We start from the raw sequence: 20,899 nt of genomic DNA on the forward strand, positions 1-20,899 counted from the left end.
TATTGCTACGCAACGCTTCGCGTTCGCGAAGCGTCACGAAGTGAACGCGGAGCATCACGAAGTGAACAGCAAGCCCTATCTACGAACCTAATTCAATACTTTCACGGGATCTCCTACAGAAATTTGGCCTTCTGTGAGGGGAATTAGGTTCTGGCCAAACATAATCTGGCCGCCTTGATTGCGGAAGGTATTCAGGGTTTTTAAGGGTTCTTTGAGGGGGTTTCTTTCTCCAGTTTGTTGATCGGTGGTGGTGACAAGGCAACGACTACAGGGTTTAACCACGGCAAAGCGTAACGCCCCAATTTGTAAGGTTTGCCAGTGATCCTCAAGGAAGGGATCCTCACTGTGAATAACGATATTGGGGCGAAAACGGGTCATGGGGACTTGTTGGCTAGAGTTGCCATAGGTGGCCTCTAAACGGCGATTTAATTGGGCTAAGGAGGCTGTATTGGTTAGGAGGAAGGGGTAGGCATCGGCGAAACTGACGGGCTGATCGGTGCGTCCGGTATAGTGGGGATCGGCGATGCGGAGGGGGTGGGGCGATTGGCGAAAAAGCCGGACGGGGAAGGGAAGGGCGAGGGCTTGGGTTAACCATTGGGCAACGGTTTCCCCTTGATCTATGGCGGGGGTGCGATCGCGCCAAACCTGAACGACTGAACGGGGGCCCTGATGGGTGGCCTGAAACCTCAAGGGGGCCACCTCATCCCCCCTAGAAAGGGTGATCCTTTCCCCGTCAATGGTTACCCCAAGGGTCGCCAGTTGGGGAAAGTCCCGTTGGGTGAGGAATTGACCCTGCTCATTAGTAATCATGAACTCTCGATCCCACAAAAACCCCTTGCTCAAAACCTGAGCTTCTGTCAAGGCAATCCCTCGACAGGATTTAATGGGATAAATGGTAAGTTCGCTCACCTGCATGGTTGCTAATCCTCACTGAACGCCTTGGGAGGGGGTTTAATCCTCGCCTTCCACTTGGGATCGATACTCGTCGGCCGTCAGCACTTCGTCTAGTTCTCCGTCGGGATTATCTAAACGGATTTTGACCAGCCAGCCTTCTCCATAGGGATCCTCGGCGATCGCTTCGGGATTGTCAATCATGGCATCATTCCGTTCTATCACAGTCCCCGATATCGGAGCGTTCAACTCTTCCACAGCCTTCACTGACTCCACGGTGCCGAAACTCTTGCCAGCTTCAAGGGAGTCCCCAATTTCCGGCAATTCGAGAAACACAAGATCCCCCAGTTGATCAACGGCAAAGGCACTAATGCCAATTGTGGCGATTTCACCGTCAAGACGGACATATTCATGGGTATCGAGATACTTCAAGTCATCTGGATATTCAAGAGCCATAGTATTTTCCTGAAATTTAAGATTTGGAGAGGACTGCGCCAGTTTTAAACTTACTATAAAACGGAAATCTGACTAGGGGCGTAAAGTTTTGGCACGATTTTTGAAACAAGGTAACGGATGGCGTTTAGGCTGGGATGACGAGGCTCCCTGCTACAAGGGTATGGTGGGGGGGGATGATTGGGCTTTTGAGCTAACGGAGGGGGAATATCAAGCCTTTTGCCGTTTGGTGGCACAACTGGCCGCGACTATGACCCAAATGGCTGAGGAGTTGATGGAGGAGGAACGGATTAGTTGTGAGGCTGAAAGTGAGGGGCTATGGGTGGGGGTGGAAGGGTTTCCCCAGGCCTATGATCTGCGTTTGATTGTTTCGGGCGATCGCCAATGTGAGGGCAATTGGTCGCCCGATGCCGTCCCCGCACTGCTTCAAGCCCTCTCAGGTCTAGAAATTTTCTAACCCCCCTTGCTATTTTTTAAAAAAGTGTGTTAGGATAACTAAGCTGAAAAGCAATCGGGGCGTAGCGCAGTTTGGTAGCGTACCACTTTGGGGTAGTGGGGGTCGTGGGTTCAAATCCCGCCGCTCCGATTCGGATCAAAAATTAGTTCAGGTTATTAGAAAAGATCGGGTAGAAGATAATTTTACCCGATCTTTTGTATGGCTCCGCCTTTTCTATCAAGAAAATGGGTTCAAAACCTTCTCCCGGCACCCCCCCCACCACTACGACCTCCCCCACGACTCCCCCCACTCCTAGAACTCCGACCTGTGCTGCCGCTACTACGACGACCAGACGAAGAGGAAGAGGAAGAAGACAGACGGGGAATCACTTCATCATATTCTTTGAGATAGTCGCAACACTGACAAGACTCTGTAATCCTTCTTAATCCGGTACTTGTTTCCGTCGGTCGTTTAAGTTGTTTCGACTTTTTAGAAACCGTTAATTCTTGACCAACGGGACATTCTAAATAACCATAACCCACCCATCCTTTAGATTGAACATATCCTTTCAAATAAACATTTTCCCGAGCAACCGTTCCCTCTCCCGGAATGCACCAGCCCTCAAACTTCATGTTACCCAAATCTTGGGCAACTTTTTGATGTTCCGTTAAAATCAATTGAACCGTTTCATCCTCTAAGCGCTCCATAGGCACTTGAGATTCAGCATCATAAATCGGGATTAAGATATGGCGTTCTTTCTCCATATTAAATTGCCATTTTAAAAGGTTACGCGCCAGAGGAAAACACCCTAATCCACTGATGGCAAGACTGGCAAGTATTGCTGATGAAATGCGTCCTAACCCCTCAGTTAATGCACCCAGTAGCGTCGGCACATATCCCCACACTTCGTCATAATACATTGTCCAAATAAAGAAGAAGCTTAAACTGCCAAAAATCGCCAGAAAAATAATCGGGATTGAGGTACTAATCCGTTGATAACGGGGTATCAGCATCCCCAATAGACTGACGGCCAGAATGTCACCGATTAAGTGCCAATCTAAATATAAAAGTAGGAAAATTACTATCGCCGCACCAATTGGGCAGAAAATCACAATCATTGACCGGGTTGAGGAGTCACTGGTTTTGAGGGTTTCTAGGATTTGGCTTAGGGTATTGGATTTATACAGTAGGAAAAGAAACAACAAGAGGAGAATCGTCACCCCAGATAACAAGGCAAGGTTAGGGGCAGCATACAAGGTCAAGATAACCGGAATAGCTGTTAGGGTAAACAAGAGGAAAAATACACTCACTCGTAACCCTAGATAGATGAGTTTTTCCCTCGCTTCAAAGCCTGTTATTTTTGTATAATCTCCGAGGTTGACAAAAAGCGGTTCTTGTGATTTTTTGCGAGAAAATTGATAAAAAGGATAGGCAAAAAAGGCGGCAATTCCGCTCAAAATCCAAAGCAGATTAGGAACATAAGAAACCGGAGACAAAGTGAAATCAAAGGTTTCATCTTGTACGACTTGAATGAGGGCTTGAGTTCCGGCTAAAATGCCGTTATTAAAATCATCATTGCGGAAGTAAGGCACAACATGAGTATCTAAAATTCGCCCCACTCTCCCATCAGGTAAAATGCCTTCCATGCCATACCCAGTTTCAATTTCAACGGCTCGATCTCCCACGGAGGTTAAAAATAAAATGCCGTTGTCTTGATCCGCTTTGCCAATGCCCCAACGATTAAATAATTCTGTGGTGAATTGTTTGGGGGTGAAGTCTTGATTAATTTGCGGTACGGTTACGATGACAATTTCCGCACCGTTTGTCCCTTCGAGGTCGGAAATCATTTGATTTAACTGACGTTCTGTGGGGCTATCAATGACATTCGCCAAATCTGTCACCCAGTTATTAGAGGTCTGGTAGGGATTCGGTACTTGGTCGGGGGTGAGGGCATAACTCCAACTGGGTTGTAGGATCAAGCCAAGGATGATGAGAATAAGGGGGAATAAGGCTTTTAGGAGGTGTTGGCGATAGATCATGATTTCTGCCCCAATTGTAGAGAATATTTTCTACTCTGCCTTAAGGCTATCAATTCGAGGGATAAAATGGGAGAGTAGCGCAATATCTAAGACCGTTGGGGAATTATGCTCAAGGAAGTGGCGGAAGCAATCGAGCGTCAAGATTATAAGCGGGCAACGCAGTTGTTAAAACCCTTGATGGAACAGGAACCGGATAATCTGTGGGTGCGGTTTTATGTGGGGCGGGTACAGGAGGAAACGGGACGGCGAGAGATGGCGGAAAAGATTTATCGCTATTTGTTGCCGAAAACGACTAATTTTAAGCTGATTAGCCAAATTCGTCAGGCTTTGCAGCGTTTGGAGGCGATCGCACAACAAGAGAAACAAGCCGCCCTAGAGCAAGCCAAATCAGCCCCCGGCGGCGATAATTTGGGGGTGTTAATCCTCGAACCTGTCCCCTCGGAGTTAAAATCAACGGTGGCGGAATCCTTTGCCAAAATTATTAACACCGATGCCTACACCGCCCGTTTACAGATTCCCAGTCGTGGCTGGCGTTTATATCGCACGGGCTTAATTGGTGAACTGGAATACTATGCCGACTGTTTAAAAGCGTCTCAGATTCCCTGTTTTGCCCTCGCGTTGAATCGTTTGGATTTAATCCAAGTGTTCGAGGTCAATTATTTCCAAACGGTGGATCAATCGGTGGTGGTTCGTTGTCAAAATAAGGAGCAGCAGGAGGGGAATTTTACCTTTGATTGGTCCGAGGTGCGGCAACGAGTGGATGGGCGAATCCCTCTGTTTGAATCGGTGGTGGTGTTTGATGCCAGACGCAATCTAAAGCGGAAAACCCAAACTCAAGATTATGTCCCCTTTTGTGATCTCCATATTCCCAGTCGTCATTGTATTTTGAGATTCTGCGATCGCAATTATCAATTCCGCAAAGGGATTAATCTAGAAACTGCCCCAGAAACCACCCCCCATCATTCCCCGGAACAAGAAACCGTCAGCCACCACTGGAAACAACTGACCCGGTTTTTAGATCAACACCTCCCCGACATTCCCCTCTGGTCAGACTTCAGCACCTTTGCCGACAGTGCCACAGACTTCCGGGAAATGTTAGAGCGTGTTCCGTCCTATGTCAGACTAGAACGGCGACGACCCAGTGTGTGGGATGCCGCCTTCCAACTTTATAGTGGTTTGGTCTTTTGGCGCGATCGCCTGACCCCTCCCTAAAGGTTGTTGCACTGGGGAAAGAAAAGTGGGGTAGACCCTCCCCAAACTTACGATGCTCATGGTTTTTCCCTTAGCTTCCGTCTATCATACCAACACTTTGCAACAATTTGTTACAAAGTTCCTCAGTTTTCCTGTAAGAGCCAGAATTAATCAATAATGAGTCATGACCCCACCAAACATTAACCTCCCCTACTTCGATTTAATCCTTCAAGGCTTTGCCGACGGCGACCGTGATCTTGAGCAGGCTTTTGGTCGTCATGTTCACTGGGGGTATTGGGCAGATCCCAGTCATGCCCAGAACACAGCAGAGGATTTTTGTCAAGCGGCCGAACAACTCACCCACGAAATTTACACCGCCGCCCTAGTGCAGGACGGACAAAGCCTCTTAGATGCCGGATGTGGTTTCGGAGGGACTGTGGCAAGTATTAATGAGAACTTCCAAAACATGACGCTCACGGGGTTAAATATTGATGAGCGTCAGTTAGAACAAGCGCAACAAAAAGTGACCCCCCAAGGTAGCAATCAAATCCACTGGGTCGAAGGGAACGCTTGCCAACTGCCTTTTCCCGATGCTTCTTTTGACCGGGTGTTGGCTGTAGAATGTATTTTTCACTTCCCCGACCGAGGGCAATTTTTCCGGGAGGCCTTCCGGGTGTTAAAACCGGGGGGCTATTTAGCCCTATCGGATTTCGTGCCGCAAGCTTGGTTTGCGCCCTTGATTGCCTTACAACTCCAATTCCAAAACGGTGGCTTTTATGGGCGTTCTGATGCGACCTATGCTCTAGAAGACTATCAACGCTTGGCGGCTGAGGTGGGATTCCAGACCCATATTGAGCGGGATATTACAGGAAATACCCTCCCCACCTATGACTTTTTGCTCAAGTTTGGCGCTCGCAATGGTTATGACTGGTCACAGTTCCCCGCTTTTGCAGAAACCTTGACCATTGCCTTAGTGAGTCGTCTTTGGTTGGTGAAATATATGATTCTCGCCTATCAAAAGCCCATTTAGCTCAATGGGGAACAGGGAACGGGGAGCAGGGGGGCAGGGGAGAGGGGGAGTTGATAATTATTAACTATTCCCGACTCCCGACTCCCGACTCCCGACTCCCTAGCACCTATTCTTCCTCCAGACTACCCCACCGCTTGCAGGAGTCGTCCCCTTTGACTGGCGGATAGAACTGTCACCTGACCATCATCATCCACATCCGCGATGACCGTTTCTTTGGGCAGGAGTTGACCTGTGAGGATAGCTTCCGCCAGACTGTCCTCTAACAAGTTCATAATGGCACGACGGAGCGGCCTTGCGCCTTGGCTGGGATTGTAGCCGACGTTGGCGACTAAATCCTTAAAGGCTTCGGTGACTTGCAAGGGGAGGTCATGCTGTTCTAGGAGGCGATCGCACACTTCCTGTAATAAAATATCCGCAATCTGCTTGACCTCATCTTGGTTCAGTTGTCGGAAGACAATAATTTCATCTAAACGGTTGAGAAATTCTGGCCGGAAATAATTTTTCATTTCGTCCATGACCTTCGTCCGCAGTTGCTGATATTCTGCTTCGCTGTCGTTGTCGGTCAAGTCAAACCCTAAACCACTGCCGCCTTTTTCAATCACTTTTGACCCAATATTAGAAGTCATAATGATTAAAGTGTTTTTAAAGTCCACTACCCGGCCTTGAGAATCCGTTAAACGTCCCTCGTCCAACAATTGCAGCAGGACATTAAACACATCGGGATGAGCTTTTTCAATTTCGTCAAACAGAATCACGGTGTAGGGTTTCCGTCGCACCGCTTCGGTTAATTGTCCCCCTTCGTCATAGCCAATATAACCCGGAGGAGAACCAATCAGTTTCGAGATAGTATGGGATTCCATAAATTCCGACATATCCACCCGAATCATAGAATCTGGGTCGCCAAACAGGAATTTAGCTAAGGCTTTAGTGAGTTCGGTTTTCCCTACTCCCGTCGGTCCAGAGAAGACGAAACTAGCGATGGGGCGTTTGGGGTCTTTCATGCCCACTCTAGCCCGACGAATCGCCCGAGCAACGGCACTGACGGCATCATTTTGACCAATCAGGCGCTCGTGTAAGCGGGCTTCAAGGTGTAAGAGCATTTCGGACTCCGGCTGAGTCAGTTTATGGACCGGAACGCCAGTCCAAGAGGCGACAATTTCGGCAATTTCTTCCTCATTCACAATGGGGGTGGGTAAAGTGTGGGCTTCAGGGTGCAGTTTTTTCTCAATGGAGTCTCGCACATGAACCCGGGAGCCGGCTTCATCAATCAAATCAATGGCTTTGTCTGGGAGGAAGCGATCGCTAATATACCGATCGGAGAACTGGGCGGCCGCGACGAGGGCAGCATTGGAGATGGCGACTTTGTGGTGTTCTTCATAACGCGATCGCAAGCCAAACAAAATCTCAATCGTCTCACTCACCGAAGGCTCATCAATCGTCACAGGCTGAAAACGTCGTTCTAGAGCCGCATCCCGTTCAATGTGTTTGCGGTACTCATCTAGCGTCGTAGTCCCCAGACACTGCATTTCACCCCGAGCCAGGGCGGGTTTTAACATACTGGCCGCGTCCACACTGCCCCCAATTGCTCCAGCGCCCACTAAATTATGAATCTCATCAATCACTAGGATAATATTGCCCACCTGTTTCACTTCTTGAATGATGGACTTGAGCCGTTCCTCAAATTCACCCCGGAAGCGAGTCCCGGCAATCAGCGCCCCCATATCCAGGGCAATCACTTGTTTTCCCTGTACCAATTCCGGCACATCGTTGTTTACAATCCGTTGGGCGAGTCCTTCTGCGATCGCCGTTTTACCCACCCCCGGCTCTCCCACCAACACCGGGTTATTTTTCGTCCGTCTGCCCAAAATTTGAATCGTGCGTTCCAACTCCCGTTCTCGCCCTACCATAGGGTCTAATTTCCCCCCTTGGGCTAACTGGGTCAAGTTCGTGCTGAACTCCTCTAATTTAGGCTTAGACATCGGAGCCATGCCGCCAAAAATTGACCCCTCTTGCCGACTCCCCATTGAGGGAGCGCTAGAAGTCGCCGTTTCCCCTAAACGGCGGATAATTTCGGTGCGAATTTGCAGAGGATTAATCCCCAACTTCTCCAACACCTTAGCCGCTACACTATCTTGTTCTTTAACAATGGCCAGCAGTAAATGCTCCGTGCCGATGTAGGTATGTCCCAGTTGGCGCGCTTCCTCAAAGGACTGTTCAAAGACCTGTTTTGCCTTGGGAGTAAAAGGAATATTAGAGGGCGCATAGCCCGGGCCGCGACCAATCAAGCCGTCCACCGCCTGCCGAGCCTCTTTCAGAGTAATGCCTAGAGTTCTGAGAACTTGAGACGCAAGTGCGGTTCCTTCCCCAATCAGGCCGAGGAGCAACTGTTCTGTTCCCACCAGATTATGTCCGGTACGTCGGGCTTCTTCTTGGGCAAGCATCACAGCTTTAATGGCAGTGTCAATAAAATGTTCAAACATAATAGCGGCAGTGATTAATGGACGGTGGACTGACTACTGTTAACTTTCTTTCTCTACTCTATCGATTCAGGATACAACTTCCGTAGGGGTATATTCCGTACCCATTGGGGGGGGATCAACTAACAGTCAACCGGAATCCTGGCTGATCGATCTCAATAAGCATCTCAATAACTATCGATCTCAATTGGGTTAAGGCAGGACAGGCATCGGGGTTAATACACCAAAGCAATCTAGGCAACAATTCCAGAGGCTTCCGATCATTTCTCCTTAATTCTACAATTCCCCATTAACAACTACCAATGATCACCCATCAATTTCTATTATTTTCATTTTTCCCTTACTTACAGCTTTTTCACCAGTCACCTACCACATTCCCCTGACCCTAAATCCCCCTCCCAGAAAGCGAGAGAGACTTTCAGATCCGATCGGATTATTTCTGGACAGGCTGTAAGAGTGTAGCGGAAGGCCTTAGCTTTGAAATATTGTCCACCCAGACCCTAATAACTTAATCAAACATCAAATAATTTCATTAAGATTAATGAACTAAATGACCCAAATGAGACACTTTTTGAGTTTTGCCGATTCCTGACTGGGGAGCAGGGGAGAGGTAATAGGTAATGGAGAATACTAATCAACTCCCGACTCCCCTGTTCCCTGTAGTCCCTAAAAACTGGGTTGGTGACGAATTAAACTGAGGAACTCCTCACGAGTTTTTTGCTCCTCTTGGAAAACACCCACCATAGCACTGGTGACAGTCCAAGAACCCGGTTTTTGTACCCCGCGCATCACCATACACATATGACTCGCTTCCATAACTACAGCCACCCCTTGAGGATCTAAAATCTCTTGAATCGCTTCAGCCACTTGACGAGTTAACCGTTCTTGAACTTGTAAACGACGAGCATACATTTCCACAATGCGCGCCAATTTACTTAAACCCACTACCTTCTGATTAGGGATATAGGCGACGTGGATTTTCCCCATAAAAGGTAACATATGGTGTTCACATAAACTGAACACATCAATATCCCGCACTAAAACCATTTCGTTGTGTCCTTCGTCAAAAATTGCCCCATTGACGATGGTTTCTAAGGATTGGGTATATCCTTGAGTTAAAAACTGCATGGCTTCGGCTACCCGTTTGGGGGTCTTCAGCAACCCTTCTCGTTCGGGATCTTCTCCAACCCCTTCGAGAATTTTTTTCACAGCCTCCATCATTTCGGCTTTAGCTTCTTCTGTCACCGGACGAGGTTGGGCATTTTGACCGTTGTGAGTAGCTCGATCGGGACGACTCACGATCCCGGCGGGAGAATTCACAGAAAGGACTCCATTGCTTTTTACAGAAAGAGTTGAACCGTTGGAACCATTTGCGGCAGTAATTGTCATAACAGAATTAGGAAAGAAAATCCTTTAAATTGGAGAGGACAAGGTGAGGAAAGACTCCTCAAACGAACACAGTAAACCAATCACTCCTGCACTGAGAGCGTTTTAACCCAGAGTGTTGGGGAGTGGTGCTGGGGCGCGATTCTCGTGACGAGACGCTACGCGATTCCTAGGTCATGCTAGGAGAACGCCTGAGCTACGACTACTCACGGGTTTGTTACAGGTAGTCATAAGCCAACAATCTCCCCCCTGCGCAGAGACATTCGGTTTTTGGGATGATCCCTTGAGTTTGGGAAACTGAATCAAACCAGCGCACTACAATCACCCATTACTAGCCCTGTGAGATGAACTCATCGGATGGAAATTCATGGGTCTTGGGGAAAGTGCTGTTTATACACCACAGGCATGATCTGCATTCGAGTTAAACTCTCGGGTCTTGCCATGGGATGAACATTGAAAAAATGCTCAAAACTAAACTGAATGTAAATAAATTGTTACATTCGACAGTATACCATTTTCTAGGGCGCGTCTTAGGCATTCTCAGGAAGTAGATTCCGAACTTTCGCTCCCCATTTCTCCCCCCTCTTGCTACTTGACAAATAAGCCCGTTTGGGTGGCTGGGGAACAGGTCATCGTGATGAGTGAGTCGCAGTGGGGACTTTCTCCGCAAGCCCCAGTTCACGTTCCCCACTCTCGGCGTTTATCCAATAACATGGAAGGAGCAGCAACGAGGCGATCGCGTCCTTGAGCTTTAGCGCGGTACAACGCTTGATCCGCCGCCGTGATCAGGACTTCTGGTTGTTCTTGGGACGTAGGAATTAAAGAGGCAATCCCGAGGCTTAAACTCACATAGGGACTGACTGGGGACTCAGCATGGGGCAATTCTAAGGTTTTAATCTGCGATCGCATCAACTCCGCCACCTGAATCGCCCCCTCTAGAGGCGTATTAGGCAAAATCGCCACAAACTCCTCCCCCCCATAACGCGCCACCAAATCCCCCGGACGGTTCACACTAACCGCTAAAGCCCCCGCCACCTGTTGAAGACAAATATCCCCCGCCTGATGCCCATAATGGTCGTTATAACGTTTAAAATAGTCCACATCACACAAAATCAAGGATAAGGGCTGCCGTTCCCGCGCCATTCGTCGCCATTCATCCCCCAAAACTTGATCAAAACGGCGACGGTTCGCAATTTGGGTTAAACCGTCCATCGAAGCCATCCGTTCCAAAGCCGCCAAAGCCTGTTGACGCTCCGTAATATCCACCCCCACAATAAAAGCCGCTTGATTATTGTTGTATTTTTGCCCCACAATAAGATAGGATCGGGGTTCACCCCTTATAATTGAGGTAATTTCCTGAAACGCCTCCCGCTCAGACCCCTCAAAAAACTGGCAAATAAACTTATAAAACTCAGACCCCGTTCCCATAAAGCCAATATCACGACCGATAAAGTCTTCAGGGGTTAAGTTGAACATTTGAGCGAGGTTGCGGTTAACTCCTAAATAACGTAAATCCGAACTCACCCACGATACAATCCCCGGCACCGCGCCTAAAATGGCTTCGAGTTGATCCTTCGCCGTGCGTAGTTCCTCCTCCGCTTTAGCCCGTTCTGTTGCTTCGGCTAAAAGCTGTTCCGTCAGGCTCAACAGAGCCGCGTTTTTCGTCTCGATTTTCTGCAATAAATCCCGCTTGCTGTCTTGGGTTTCTGGTTGTGAAGCCGGGGGAATGTCCTCTAGCAGACTGTCTGCTTCCTCCGCGAGTTGGCACTCTAATTCTAAAACCCGTTGACGATGATATTGGAGTTCCTGGAGCAGTTGGGTTTTCATTGCAATTTCAGGATGGAACAAAATAAGAGCTTCTCAGTTACTGAGAGTTCAGACGGATTACCCCCTGTTTTGAGCCTTGCTTGATTCCTAATGTAACCCTTCCGCCTCCTTGTTTCCTCTGTTCTTTGTCGGATTGATGGAGATCAAGAAAAATCCGTGACGAATCTCTTAAGAAATGTTACAATACTTAACATAAATGTAAAAAATTGCCATCTGCGCAACAGTTTGTTTGGAAAGGCAGCCCCTAAACTTGTTTGTAAACGTTCGGAAAGTTAACTCTATGTTGCGGAGGAATGATACAATGAGGGTTTTTGAGTTTATTTGCTCCCCTCGAACAATCGAGTTGAATCGTCCTTACCCCCTTGGTTCAATCTGAATTTTAGCCGTCTGCGGTTAACCTGTGGTTCATGTCTCTGGGAATGTGTTCTGCCCTTAGACTCTCTCTCCTAGCTTAATCATCCTTCAACAAATTTCTTTAAGAAAACGGGGGAAAGGTCGAAGCCTGAACCCATTGGTTAAAATCTCTAGTCCCATTGTCAATCATGAAAACTGCTCTAGATCCCGTCCGTACCTACTTAAAAGAAATCGGCCGCGTGCCGCTCCTCACCCACGAGCAAGAGATTGTCTTAGCGAAACAAGTGCAAGCCGGGATTGCCTTGCAGAACTTGAAAGAGGAGTTAGACCAAGAGCGTGAGCAACCCCTCACCCTCAGTGAGTGGGCAACCGCCGCCCAATTAAGCGAGGCGGAACTTCAGCGCACCCTGACCTTGGGGGACGTGGCAAAACGGAAAATGGTAGAGGCTAACTTGCGTTTAGTGGTATCTGTAGCCAAGAAGTATATTAAGCGTAATTTAGACCTGTTGGATTTAATCCAAGAGGGCACCATTGGAATGCAGCGCGGGGTGGAGAAATTCGACCCGACTAAAGGGTATCGCTTCTCCACCTATGCCTACTGGTGGATTCGTCAGGCGATTACCCGGGCGATCGCCGAAAAAAGCCGCACCATCCGCCTACCCATTCACATCACCGAAAAACTGAACAAAATCAAAAAAACCCAGCGTCAACTGTCCCAACAATTCGGACGGGCGGCCACCATTGCCGAATTGAGCGAAGCCTTGGACTTAGACCCCAAACAAGTTCGAGAGTACCTCGAACGCTCCCGCCATCCCCTCTCCTTAGATTTGCGCGTCGGGGATAACCAAGACACCGAACTTGGGGATCTCCTAGAAGATACCGGAGCCTCCCCGGAAGACTTCGCCACCCATTCCGCCCTGCAAGTGGATCTAGAAAAACTGATGGCCGATCTCACCCCCCAACAGCGTGAAGTCTTGACCTTACGCTATGGGCTACGGGATGGACAACCTCTGACCTTGGCGAAAATTGGGACTCTCCTCAACATTAGCCGGGAAAGAGTCCGTCAACTGGAACGGGAGGCCTTGAATAAATTGCGCAAGCGGAAAGGTTCAGTGCAGGAATATCTAGCCAGTTAACTAGGACTTGCTGAATCAGTCTGCTCCGGGTGGAAAACAGGGAACGGGAAGGAACAGGGGGGAGTCGGAAAAAGGTAAGCCTTTTTGATTCTTTATCCCTAAAACCTTGCACTTTCTCGCTCCCAATCGGAAGTCCTAGTAACAGTGCTTAGAGTGATATTCAACAAGGTCTAACTAACTTGGCGGGAAGTCCCCCACCCTGCTCAACAGGGTGGGTATCGGGGTCAAGCTCCCTCCTTCATAAAGGAGGGAACTGGTCTGTTGTATCAAATTCTTGCGGGTTTCTCTCTGTCAAAAATACAAGCATTATCGGGAATGTCGGGGTTAGGATTATTAAACGAGCGGATGGTTACTATGTCCAATTCTGTCTTAACGTTGATATGCAGTTCGGTAAGGTACTGTTTGGCGAATTGGTCATGGATGAAACGAGTCACGGGGGATGAGGAAAGAGGGACGGGGGTATTTTATCAGATGGGTGATTGCCCTCCTTGGCAGGAGAATGAGTCCAGCTAGCCTGATGAATCCCGCAGTTTGCTAAACTGTGTAATGGTCTAATTACACAAGAATTGGAATTGGAGTAGGAATGGAAATCGGAACCAAGGTACAAGTTTGCCGACTCAGAGATCGGGTTGCTAAAGATATTGCCGATAAATTGGGGAAAACTGGGGTCGTCGAGGGCTACAAAATGACCGATGGGAATGGGGTCGGGGCTGTAGTGAAATTTGACGATCAAAGTTCAAGCTGGTTTTTTGAAGACGAACTGCGAGCAATTGATAACTAAGGCATGGCTCAAGTTTTAACATTTTTAGGGAAAGGGGGCAGTGGTCGCAGTACTGTTGCGATCGCCGCCGCCAAAAAACTCGCCGGAGAAGGAGTGCGGGTGCTATTGATTTCTAGTGATCCTAGCCCCGCCTTTGGCTTGATGTTAGGGGTAACATTAGAATGGGATCCCCTGAACATTGGCGCGAATCTCTGGACGGTTCAACTACAGGCCACCTACCTAATCGAGAAGGCCTGGGAAGAGGTGAAGCAACTAGAAGCGAAATATTTGCGATCGCCCACCTTAAAAAACGTCTACGGCCAAGAACTAAGCCTATTCCCCGGCATGGATACCGCCCTTTATCTCAATGCTATCCGGGAATATAACGCCAGTGGTCGTTATGACGTGATTGTTTATGACGGCTCCGGCGACCTAACCACCCTGCGGATGTTGGGCATTCCTGAAAATGCCAGTTGGTATTTTCGCCGCTTCCGCCAAGTCTTCCGCGAGTCCGACTTTGGCAAAGCCCTGTCCCCCTTCGTCCAGCCCGTCAGCGCGGCCTTATTTAACGTCAGTTGGTCCTTTGATGACTTTGCCGAACAACCCACCCAAGAAGTAACCTCTTTATTGGAACAGGGGAAAGCCGCCTTGAGCGATCCCAAACAGGTTTTAGCCTATTTAGTCACAACGGAACAAGCCAGTGCGATCGCCCAAGCCCAATACCTCTGGGGGAGCGCCCAACAGGTCGGCCTCTCCGTCGGCGGCGTAATTGCCAACACAGGCGGCAACACCGGAGACTTAGCCTCCCAATTTGCCCCCTTAACCGTCACTCCCCTACCGCGAACCACCGGGGATGACTGGCAAACCCTCATGGAAGCCTTACCCGCCCTGCAAAATCCCGCCAACGTCCCCCAACCCATTAGCGTTGATGTGTCAGGCCGTCAAGTGCGGGTTTTTCTGCCGGGATTTGACAAAAAACAAGTCAAACTGACCCAATACGGGCCAGAAATTACCATCGAAGCCGGGGATCAACGGCGGAATATCACCCTCCCCCATCCCCTAACCGGATGTCCCGTCAAAGGGGCCAAATTTCAAGATTCTTATTTAGTAATTTCGGTTTGATCGATGCCTCCGCTCAAACGGCCAGGCTTTAGACCTATTTTTTGCTCAAACATTCATCGATTGCTCCTGTCATGACAAACAACGAAGTTCAAGAAGTCCAAACCGACACCGGGTCTAAAACCCGGCAACTTTTAGGCATGAAAGGGGCGGCATCCGGAGAAACCAACATCTGGAAGATCCGCTTGCAGTTAATGAAACCCATCACTTGGATTCCCCTAATTTGGGGAGTCGTCTGTGGTGCCGCCTCATCTGGGGGGTATGTTTGGGGCCTAGAAGACCTGTTACAAGCCTTGACCTGTATGTTACTCTCAGGCCCCCTAATGGCAGGGTATACCCAAACCCTGAACGATTTCTATGATCGGGAAATTGATGCCATTAACGAACCCTATCGTCCCATTCCCTCGGGAGCGATTTCCGTTCCCCAAGTCGTGACCCAGATTTTAGTTCTACTCTTGAGTGGGTTAGGGATTAGCTATCTGTTGGATCTCTGGGCAGGCCATGAATTCCCGTCCATGCTTTGTTTAACCTTATTGGGAGCGTTTTTGGCCTATATCTACTCCGCCCCGCCCTTAAAGTTAAAACAAAACGGTTGGCTGGGGAACTATGCCCTAGGGTCAAGTTATATCGCCCTGCCTTGGTGTGCGGGTCATGCCCTCTTTGGTCAACTGAACTGGACCATCGTCTGGCTCACCTTGTTTTATAGTTTGGCCGGCCTAGGGATTGCCGTAGTGAACGACTTCAAAAGTGTAGAAGGCGATCGCCAACTGGGGTTAAAATCCCTCCCCGTCATGTTCGGCGTAGGAACAGCCGCTTGGATTTGTGTGCTAATGATTGACCTGTTTCAAGCCGGGGTAGCCGTTTATTTGATCGCCATTGGTCAAAACCTCTACGCCACCATTCTCCTCTTGTTAGTCATCCCTCAAATCACCTTCCAAGATATGTACTTTTTGCGTGACCCCCTGAAAAACGATGTGAAATATCAGGCCAGCGCTCAACCCTTCCTGGTCTTAGGAATGTTGGTCGTGGGACTCGCTTTAGGTCATTCGCCCCTTTGACAGACTCCCCCGCCCGGAAAGCGGGGGAAAACGTCCTCTTTTTGTTCAAACCCCCTATCCTCTATGCCACTCATTGCTTTTGCAACGGTTCCTGCAACCACAGCCAACTTGGGACCCGGTTTCGACTGTATTGGGGCTGCTTTAACCCTGTACAATCAATTTGATTTTGTTTTGGGCAGTGAATTCTCCTCAGAACCCTTGAAAATTAACGTCGTGGGTTCTCAGTCTAGCCAAGTCAGCACCGATAGCAGTAATTTGGTGTATCAGGCCTTCGCCAAATTTTACGAACAGTTGCAACAAACCCCGCCCCCGGTGGAAATTACCGTTAAACTGGGCGTTCCCTTAGCGCGGGGCTTAGGCAGTTCTGCCACGGCAATTGTGGCCGGATTATTGGGGGCCAATCAACTCGCCGGGACTCCCTTGAGTACCCGAGAAATTATTGAATTAGCGATCGCCATGGAAGGCCATCCTGATAACGTCGTCCCCGCCATCCAAGGGGGCTGTCGTCTCTCTGCCCGCCAAGACGATGGACAATGGCAAATCTGCGAAGTGACTTGGCATAACACGATCTTGCCCGTGGTCGCCGTCCCCAACTTCACCCTCTCCACCGAAGAAGCCCGTTCCGTCCTCCCCCTAGAAGTGAGTCGCCGTGATGCCATTTTCAACATCTCCCATTTTGGGCTGTTGATTAAAGGCCTAGAACGGGGGCGGGGGGATTGGCTAAAAACCGCCCTCAAAGACCGCATTCATCAACCCTACCGCCAGTTTCTCATCCCCGGTTATCAAGTCGTTGAACAAGCCGCTTTAGCTGCCGGAGCCTACGGCCTAGTCATCAGTGGTGCTGGCCCTACCCTCCTCGCTTTAGCCGATGTCCAAAACGCCAAAGCCGTCGCCACAGCCATGACCGAGGCTTGGAATTCCCAAGGCATCCCCGCTCAATCGCGGGTTTTAGCCTTAGATACTCAAGGCGCGAGAAGTAGCCGAGAAATGCGCCGTTGAACATAATCCAAAACGTCCCCGACAGGACTCGAACCTGTAGCCCACTGCTTAGAAGGCAGTTGCTCTATCCGTTGAGCTACGGGGACTCAGCAAAGCTTAACCATCATAGCATAAATTCCCCCGGATAGCCTGTCCCCTCAGTTACATTTGCGGTGACAGAGAAGGGGAGACAATCGAACCAAGGACAGAGAGAACAACCCATCGGGCAAGACTGGAAATGAAGCCTCACGATCAACTAAGATAGCGGTTAGGATGGGGTGAATAGCGAGTCAGCCAAGGGGCTAGAATGCAGAGAATAGGTCTGTCTAGTCTAGGCTCAACGGCTTATTCATCCCACCCCGAGGAACGCTCATTCGGGCCTGTCAGGAGTCACTTACTCATACTATGTTTATTCTCAAACGGCAGGATGTTGAACTCTCTAGCATTCAGCACCCCAAGCGAGATCAAAAAATCCCCATTTTGAAATATCAAGATCAAACCTTTCGCTTGATCAGGGTTTTTTCTGCGGAACAGGCGGATGAAGCGATTAGTTTTTGGAAGGATCTGACCGATAATCAGGGGAAATTTTGCGTCTTACTACAAGAAAGCGATCGCCATAGTGTTTGGGGACGAGTTCAACTTGACCAGCTATTGGCAGAAGGAGCTACCCTTGAGGTAGTGCCAGATAGTTATGCTCAAGCCTGTTTATTAATTTTGCAGGCCGTCTATTTTGATATTGAGGAACTCCTCGGGACTCGACAAGCGAAATTATTCCAAAAAGACCTAGCCGGAGCCTTAGACGGCAGGCAATTACCCCAGGCCAATTCAGAAAAAGCGATCGCCGCACTCCTCGAATGTGACCCCCTCAACACCAATCAACTCCCCCGTTGGGAGTCTCAACATTTGGTTTTTGTCCTGCAAGCGGTTCATGGACTCGGTAAGGCCTACTTCGGGAACACCAACTTTGCTCAAGAAGTAGAAGATATCTTACAAGACCTCCCCGAGGGAGAATGTGAACAGTTCCTCACCTGGTTAAAACAATCCCCCATCGGCAAAGATTGGGGCTGAAGAGGCAGCACCCCTCCCCAAAACCGCCAAAAATTAGGCTCGGTTAGAATCGAGGTCGCTTGTGTCCAGAAAACCTCTAGAATAGAAAGATAAAAATGGGCGTAATTTAGCCTAAACCTAGTTAAGGTGGCTAAATTCCCCACCCGTTTGTCCCGTCCGGGTCGGTTAACTAGGGTTTGCGGAAAAAGTCGGGGAGTCGGGAGTCAGGAATAGGCACTCGTGCCAGTTTTAGATGATCTGTTCCCAGATCCGGTGTTTCCTTGTTGGGGCTAGTGTCTGATGTTATTCAGCAAACCCCAACTAGACCAGCACCCCAAACGCTGGGGAAAAGAGCAAGAGGGAATAATCCCGAAGCCACAGGTTGACTCTTGTGCCAACAAGAGTTATTAGGAATCAAGTGCTAAGAGGGAGAGCTATGAGTAGCCCTGTAGAAAATACAGCAGAGTCAGAATCTTGGATTAAAGGGCAAACCGTTATTTATGGCGGCATAACTTGGGGAGTTTTATCACTCGCCCTGTTTCTCAGTGGGATATTTCTTCCAGACCTTGAAGATTCTATGGTTTATCTGGTAGGAACCTATATCGCTGAGTACGTCCCCTTTATTGCGGGTGTCGCCTTGTGTTATCGTAACTGGCGCAGCCCGAAAATTGCCAGTGGTCGCAATGTTTGGCTAGGCATTGGACTAGGAATTTTGTCTTATTTTATTGCTGACTTAATCTTTGGAATTTGGGAAATTTACTGGGGTTTAGATCCAGAAATTTCCCCAGCCGATTTCTTTTATATTGCTTTCTACCTCTGTGTGGGTGGGGGAATGGTGCTGGCCGTATTTTCCAGACGCTTAAACTTAGAACTCTGGCAATGGGTGACATTATCGATCATTGCGATCGCCGGAAGCGCCCTAGCTATCTGGATTGCTTTAGCAGAACCCGCCGCATCCGCCGAGATTCTCGCCTCCCCAATCACCTCAGATCTAGCCGCCGAAGAGGGTTTAACCCGCATTCCTCCCGAATGGCTGATGTCTTTGCAAGACTTCCTCTTGCAGTTTTCTAAGCCCGTAAACTTCTTTTATATTATTTGTGACGTAGCCCTGCTGATTGTTGCCGCCATGCTCCTATTAGCCTTTTGGGGCGGCACATTTTCCCAATCGTGGCGCATGATTGCCGCCGCCGCCTTCGCCAAATATTTGGCCGATATGTGGTTTAAGTATGCAGCCACTTTGCCCACAGAATACGCCAGTGGCGGTTTTCTTGAAGTATTCTTTGTTTTTAGTGGCATCTTATTTGCCATTGGTGCGGCTCTAGAATATGACATTTCCAGTCGCCCTCGAAAAAGTCGGCGCAGACGGGCTAACAGTAGCGGTGAAGTAGCATGAGTCCTAGAAAATTAACGGAATCCGATAAACAAGAAATCCTGACCCTGTACCGGATGCCCCAAGAAACAACCTCGACCTTGGCGGATCGGTTTCAGGTGAGTAGTTCCACCATTAGCCGCTTTCTCAAGAGTAATCTTGCAGAAGACGAGTATGAAGACTTGATTCAACAAAAGCGTTTGAGTCGAACGCCAACCGGGGCAGCCCAAGTCATGAGTTTATACGAACAACAACAGGATCCCGAGGATTCGGGAAACGAAGATAACCCGGAAAATCAGCCTTTCCCAAGCACTTCCGGGAATCAGGTCTTGAACGGAACAGAGGAACTGGACTCCGACCAAACCGAGGAAACCGATAAACCGTTGCGATCGCGCCCGATCCTCACCAAGAGCAAAACTGAAAGTTCATCGGAGCAACCCTCCGAGCGGTCACCCTATCAATTAGAGTTACTGGCAGAGCGCCCCTTAGAGAGTGACTTTGAGCAACCCCCCTCGGAATCCACCGAGCAACGGAAACCTAAACCCATCCCCAAAAAGAAAATAACGGTCGGTGCCGTCGTCTCAGAAGAAGATTACTTTGAACTCGACGACGAAGAAAACGATGTCCACACCCTAGAAGAAATGCTCGGGGAGGATATTGGTGATCTCGATGAAGATGATTTAGACGACTACGACGAGGAAGATTGGGATGAGGACGACGATGAACCCACCATTCCCCATGCTTACGGGGATAAGGTCAACGTGCTTCCCCTCTCTGAGGCCGCTTTCCCGAGAACTTGTTACCTCGTTATTGACCGTTCCGGGGAATTAATCACCCGTCCTCTAGAAGAATTTCGGGATTTGGGCAATATTCCCCTAGATGAAATACAACAGGAAACCTTGCCTGTCTTTGATAATCACCGGGTTGCGAGACGGTTTTCTAAGCGTTCTCAACGGGTGATTAAAGTTCCCGACAGCAGTTTATTCCAAAAAACCCAACCCCATTTACACGCTAAAGGGATCACGCGCTTATTATTGGATGGTCAAGTTTATTCTTTGGGCTTAAATTGACCAAAATTCAAGGGATACAAGCCCCGCCCTTCTAGGGCGGCTTCCTCTTGGCTAATTCTGTGGAATCCCTCCACAGGCCTCAAACTCCCTGACCCGCCGCCTATCCCTTGATAATTGATCACGATAGCCTGTTGCTTCTTGCCTCTTGCCTTGACAAGCAAGGACTATCCCCTCTAGCCCCCCCAATGAATTCAACATCTCTGTGAGGTATTATAAACAGGGCAATAAGTGAGCAAATCTTAAGCAGAAAAAAACTTATCCAGAAAACGACACTACCT

The 20,899-nt window shown here is 48.9% G+C and carries 17 protein-coding genes and 2 tRNA genes; 12 read left to right on the forward strand and 7 right to left on the reverse strand.

All coding sequences use genetic code 11. The features are described from left to right. Positions 1 to 87: 87 nt before the first annotated feature. Both SPI9445_RS0110010 and gcvH read right to left on the reverse strand, forming a co-directional pair. Positions 88 to 915, reverse strand: a complete 828-nt coding sequence (locus tag SPI9445_RS0110010; protein ID WP_017304611.1) for an MOSC domain-containing protein — start codon at positions 913 to 915, stop codon at positions 88 to 90. Between the two features lie 36 nt (positions 916 to 951). Continuing rightward, positions 952 to 1,347 carry a glycine cleavage system protein GcvH gene (gene gcvH / locus SPI9445_RS0110015; RefSeq protein WP_017304612.1) on the reverse strand — a complete coding sequence of 132 codons (396 nt, stop codon included), beginning with the start codon at positions 1,345 to 1,347 and terminating at the stop codon, positions 952 to 954. A 100-nt stretch (positions 1,348 to 1,447) separates the two neighbouring features. On the opposite strand from gcvH, the gene SPI9445_RS0110020 reads away from it, so the two are divergent. Both SPI9445_RS0110020 and SPI9445_RS0110025 read left to right on the forward strand, forming a co-directional pair. Further along, on the forward strand, positions 1,448 to 1,801 hold the full coding sequence (locus SPI9445_RS0110020; protein WP_237747950.1) for a DUF1818 family protein: 354 nt from the start codon (positions 1,448 to 1,450) through the stop codon (positions 1,799 to 1,801). A 55-nt stretch (positions 1,802 to 1,856) separates the two neighbouring features. Further along, positions 1,857 to 1,930: transfer RNA gene (locus SPI9445_RS0110025), tRNA-Pro, on the forward strand. A gap of 101 nt (positions 1,931 to 2,031) precedes the next feature. On the opposite strand, the gene SPI9445_RS28435 is transcribed toward SPI9445_RS0110025, so the two are convergent. Then, complete coding sequence (locus SPI9445_RS28435) at positions 2,032 to 3,819, reverse strand: TPM domain-containing protein (RefSeq protein WP_017304614.1); 1,788 nt, start codon at positions 3,817 to 3,819, stop codon at positions 2,032 to 2,034. 105 nt (positions 3,820 to 3,924) lie between these two features. Between SPI9445_RS28435 and SPI9445_RS0110035 the strand changes: the two genes are divergently transcribed. Together SPI9445_RS0110035 and SPI9445_RS0110040 are read left to right on the forward strand one after the other, a co-directional pair. Then, positions 3,925 to 5,031, forward strand: coding sequence for a tetratricopeptide repeat protein (locus tag SPI9445_RS0110035; protein WP_017304615.1), 1,107 nt, complete (start codon positions 3,925 to 3,927; stop codon positions 5,029 to 5,031). A 163-nt stretch (positions 5,032 to 5,194) separates the two neighbouring features. Continuing rightward, complete coding sequence (locus SPI9445_RS0110040; protein WP_017304616.1) at positions 5,195 to 6,040, forward strand: class I SAM-dependent methyltransferase; 846 nt, start codon at positions 5,195 to 5,197, stop codon at positions 6,038 to 6,040. 122 nt (positions 6,041 to 6,162) lie between these two features. On the opposite strand, the gene SPI9445_RS0110045 is transcribed toward SPI9445_RS0110040, so the two are convergent. The 3 genes from SPI9445_RS0110045 to SPI9445_RS25090 all read right to left on the reverse strand — a co-directional run bounded on the left by SPI9445_RS0110045 (position 6,163) and on the right by SPI9445_RS25090 (position 11,730). Beyond that, the gene (locus SPI9445_RS0110045; protein ID WP_017304617.1) at positions 6,163 to 8,520 is read right to left on the reverse strand and encodes an ATP-dependent Clp protease ATP-binding subunit; all 2,358 of its coding nucleotides are present in this window, start codon (positions 8,518 to 8,520) and stop codon (positions 6,163 to 6,165) included. Between the two features lie 663 nt (positions 8,521 to 9,183). Continuing rightward, positions 9,184 to 9,906: a GTP cyclohydrolase I FolE gene (folE, locus tag SPI9445_RS0110050; RefSeq protein WP_026079673.1), complete on the reverse strand. Its 723-nt coding sequence runs from the start codon at positions 9,904 to 9,906 to the stop codon at positions 9,184 to 9,186. A gap of 675 nt (positions 9,907 to 10,581) precedes the next feature. Beyond that, positions 10,582 to 11,730, reverse strand: a complete 1,149-nt coding sequence (locus tag SPI9445_RS25090) for a diguanylate cyclase domain-containing protein (RefSeq protein WP_017304619.1) — start codon at positions 11,728 to 11,730, stop codon at positions 10,582 to 10,584. Positions 11,731 to 12,272: 542 nt separating this feature from the next. On the opposite strand from SPI9445_RS25090, the gene SPI9445_RS0110060 reads away from it, so the two are divergent. From SPI9445_RS0110060 to thrB, 5 genes are all read left to right on the forward strand, one after another. After that, complete coding sequence (locus SPI9445_RS0110060; protein ID WP_017304620.1) at positions 12,273 to 13,220, forward strand: RNA polymerase sigma factor, RpoD/SigA family; 948 nt, start codon at positions 12,273 to 12,275, stop codon at positions 13,218 to 13,220. Positions 13,221 to 13,803: 583 nt separating this feature from the next. Next, the gene (gene petP, locus SPI9445_RS0110065) at positions 13,804 to 14,001 is read left to right on the forward strand and encodes a cytochrome b6f subunit PetP (protein WP_017304621.1); all 198 of its coding nucleotides are present in this window, start codon (positions 13,804 to 13,806) and stop codon (positions 13,999 to 14,001) included. A gap of 3 nt (positions 14,002 to 14,004) precedes the next feature. Continuing rightward, entirely contained in the window at positions 14,005 to 15,102 is a 1,098-nt protein-coding gene (locus SPI9445_RS0110070) for a Get3/ArsA fold putative tail anchor-mediating ATPase NosAFP (RefSeq protein ID WP_017304622.1), read from the forward strand. Positions 15,103 to 15,173: 71 nt separating this feature from the next. After that, complete coding sequence (gene chlG / locus SPI9445_RS0110075; protein ID WP_017304623.1) at positions 15,174 to 16,157, forward strand: chlorophyll synthase ChlG; 984 nt, start codon at positions 15,174 to 15,176, stop codon at positions 16,155 to 16,157. A 63-nt stretch (positions 16,158 to 16,220) separates the two neighbouring features. Then, entirely contained in the window at positions 16,221 to 17,156 is a 936-nt protein-coding gene (thrB, locus tag SPI9445_RS0110080; protein ID WP_017304624.1) for a homoserine kinase, read from the forward strand. 13 nt (positions 17,157 to 17,169) lie between these two features. On the opposite strand, the gene SPI9445_RS0110085 is transcribed toward thrB, so the two are convergent. After that, a tRNA-Arg gene (locus SPI9445_RS0110085) sits at positions 17,170 to 17,242 on the reverse strand. A gap of 298 nt (positions 17,243 to 17,540) precedes the next feature. Between SPI9445_RS0110085 and SPI9445_RS0110090 the strand changes: the two genes are divergently transcribed. The 3 genes from SPI9445_RS0110090 to SPI9445_RS0110100 all read left to right on the forward strand — a co-directional run bounded on the left by SPI9445_RS0110090 (position 17,541) and on the right by SPI9445_RS0110100 (position 20,621). After that, complete coding sequence (locus SPI9445_RS0110090; RefSeq protein ID WP_017304625.1) at positions 17,541 to 18,203, forward strand: Npun_F0813 family protein; 663 nt, start codon at positions 17,541 to 17,543, stop codon at positions 18,201 to 18,203. Positions 18,204 to 18,618: 415 nt separating this feature from the next. Beyond that, a complete protein-coding gene (locus SPI9445_RS0110095) occupies positions 18,619 to 19,575 on the forward strand; it encodes a hypothetical protein (protein WP_017304626.1) in 957 nt (318 codons plus the stop codon). Continuing rightward, positions 19,572 to 20,621 (forward strand): helix-turn-helix domain-containing protein, encoded by a 1,050-nt coding sequence (locus SPI9445_RS0110100; protein WP_017304627.1) that lies wholly within the window; start codon positions 19,572 to 19,574, stop codon positions 20,619 to 20,621. The genes SPI9445_RS0110095 and SPI9445_RS0110100 overlap by 4 nt, the downstream gene beginning before the upstream one ends. The last annotated feature ends 278 nt before the right edge of the window (positions 20,622 to 20,899 follow it).

This window comes from Spirulina subsalsa PCC 9445 (assembly GCF_000314005.1).
Classification (GTDB): domain Bacteria; phylum Cyanobacteriota; class Cyanobacteriia; order Cyanobacteriales; family Spirulinaceae; genus Spirulina_A; species Spirulina_A subsalsa.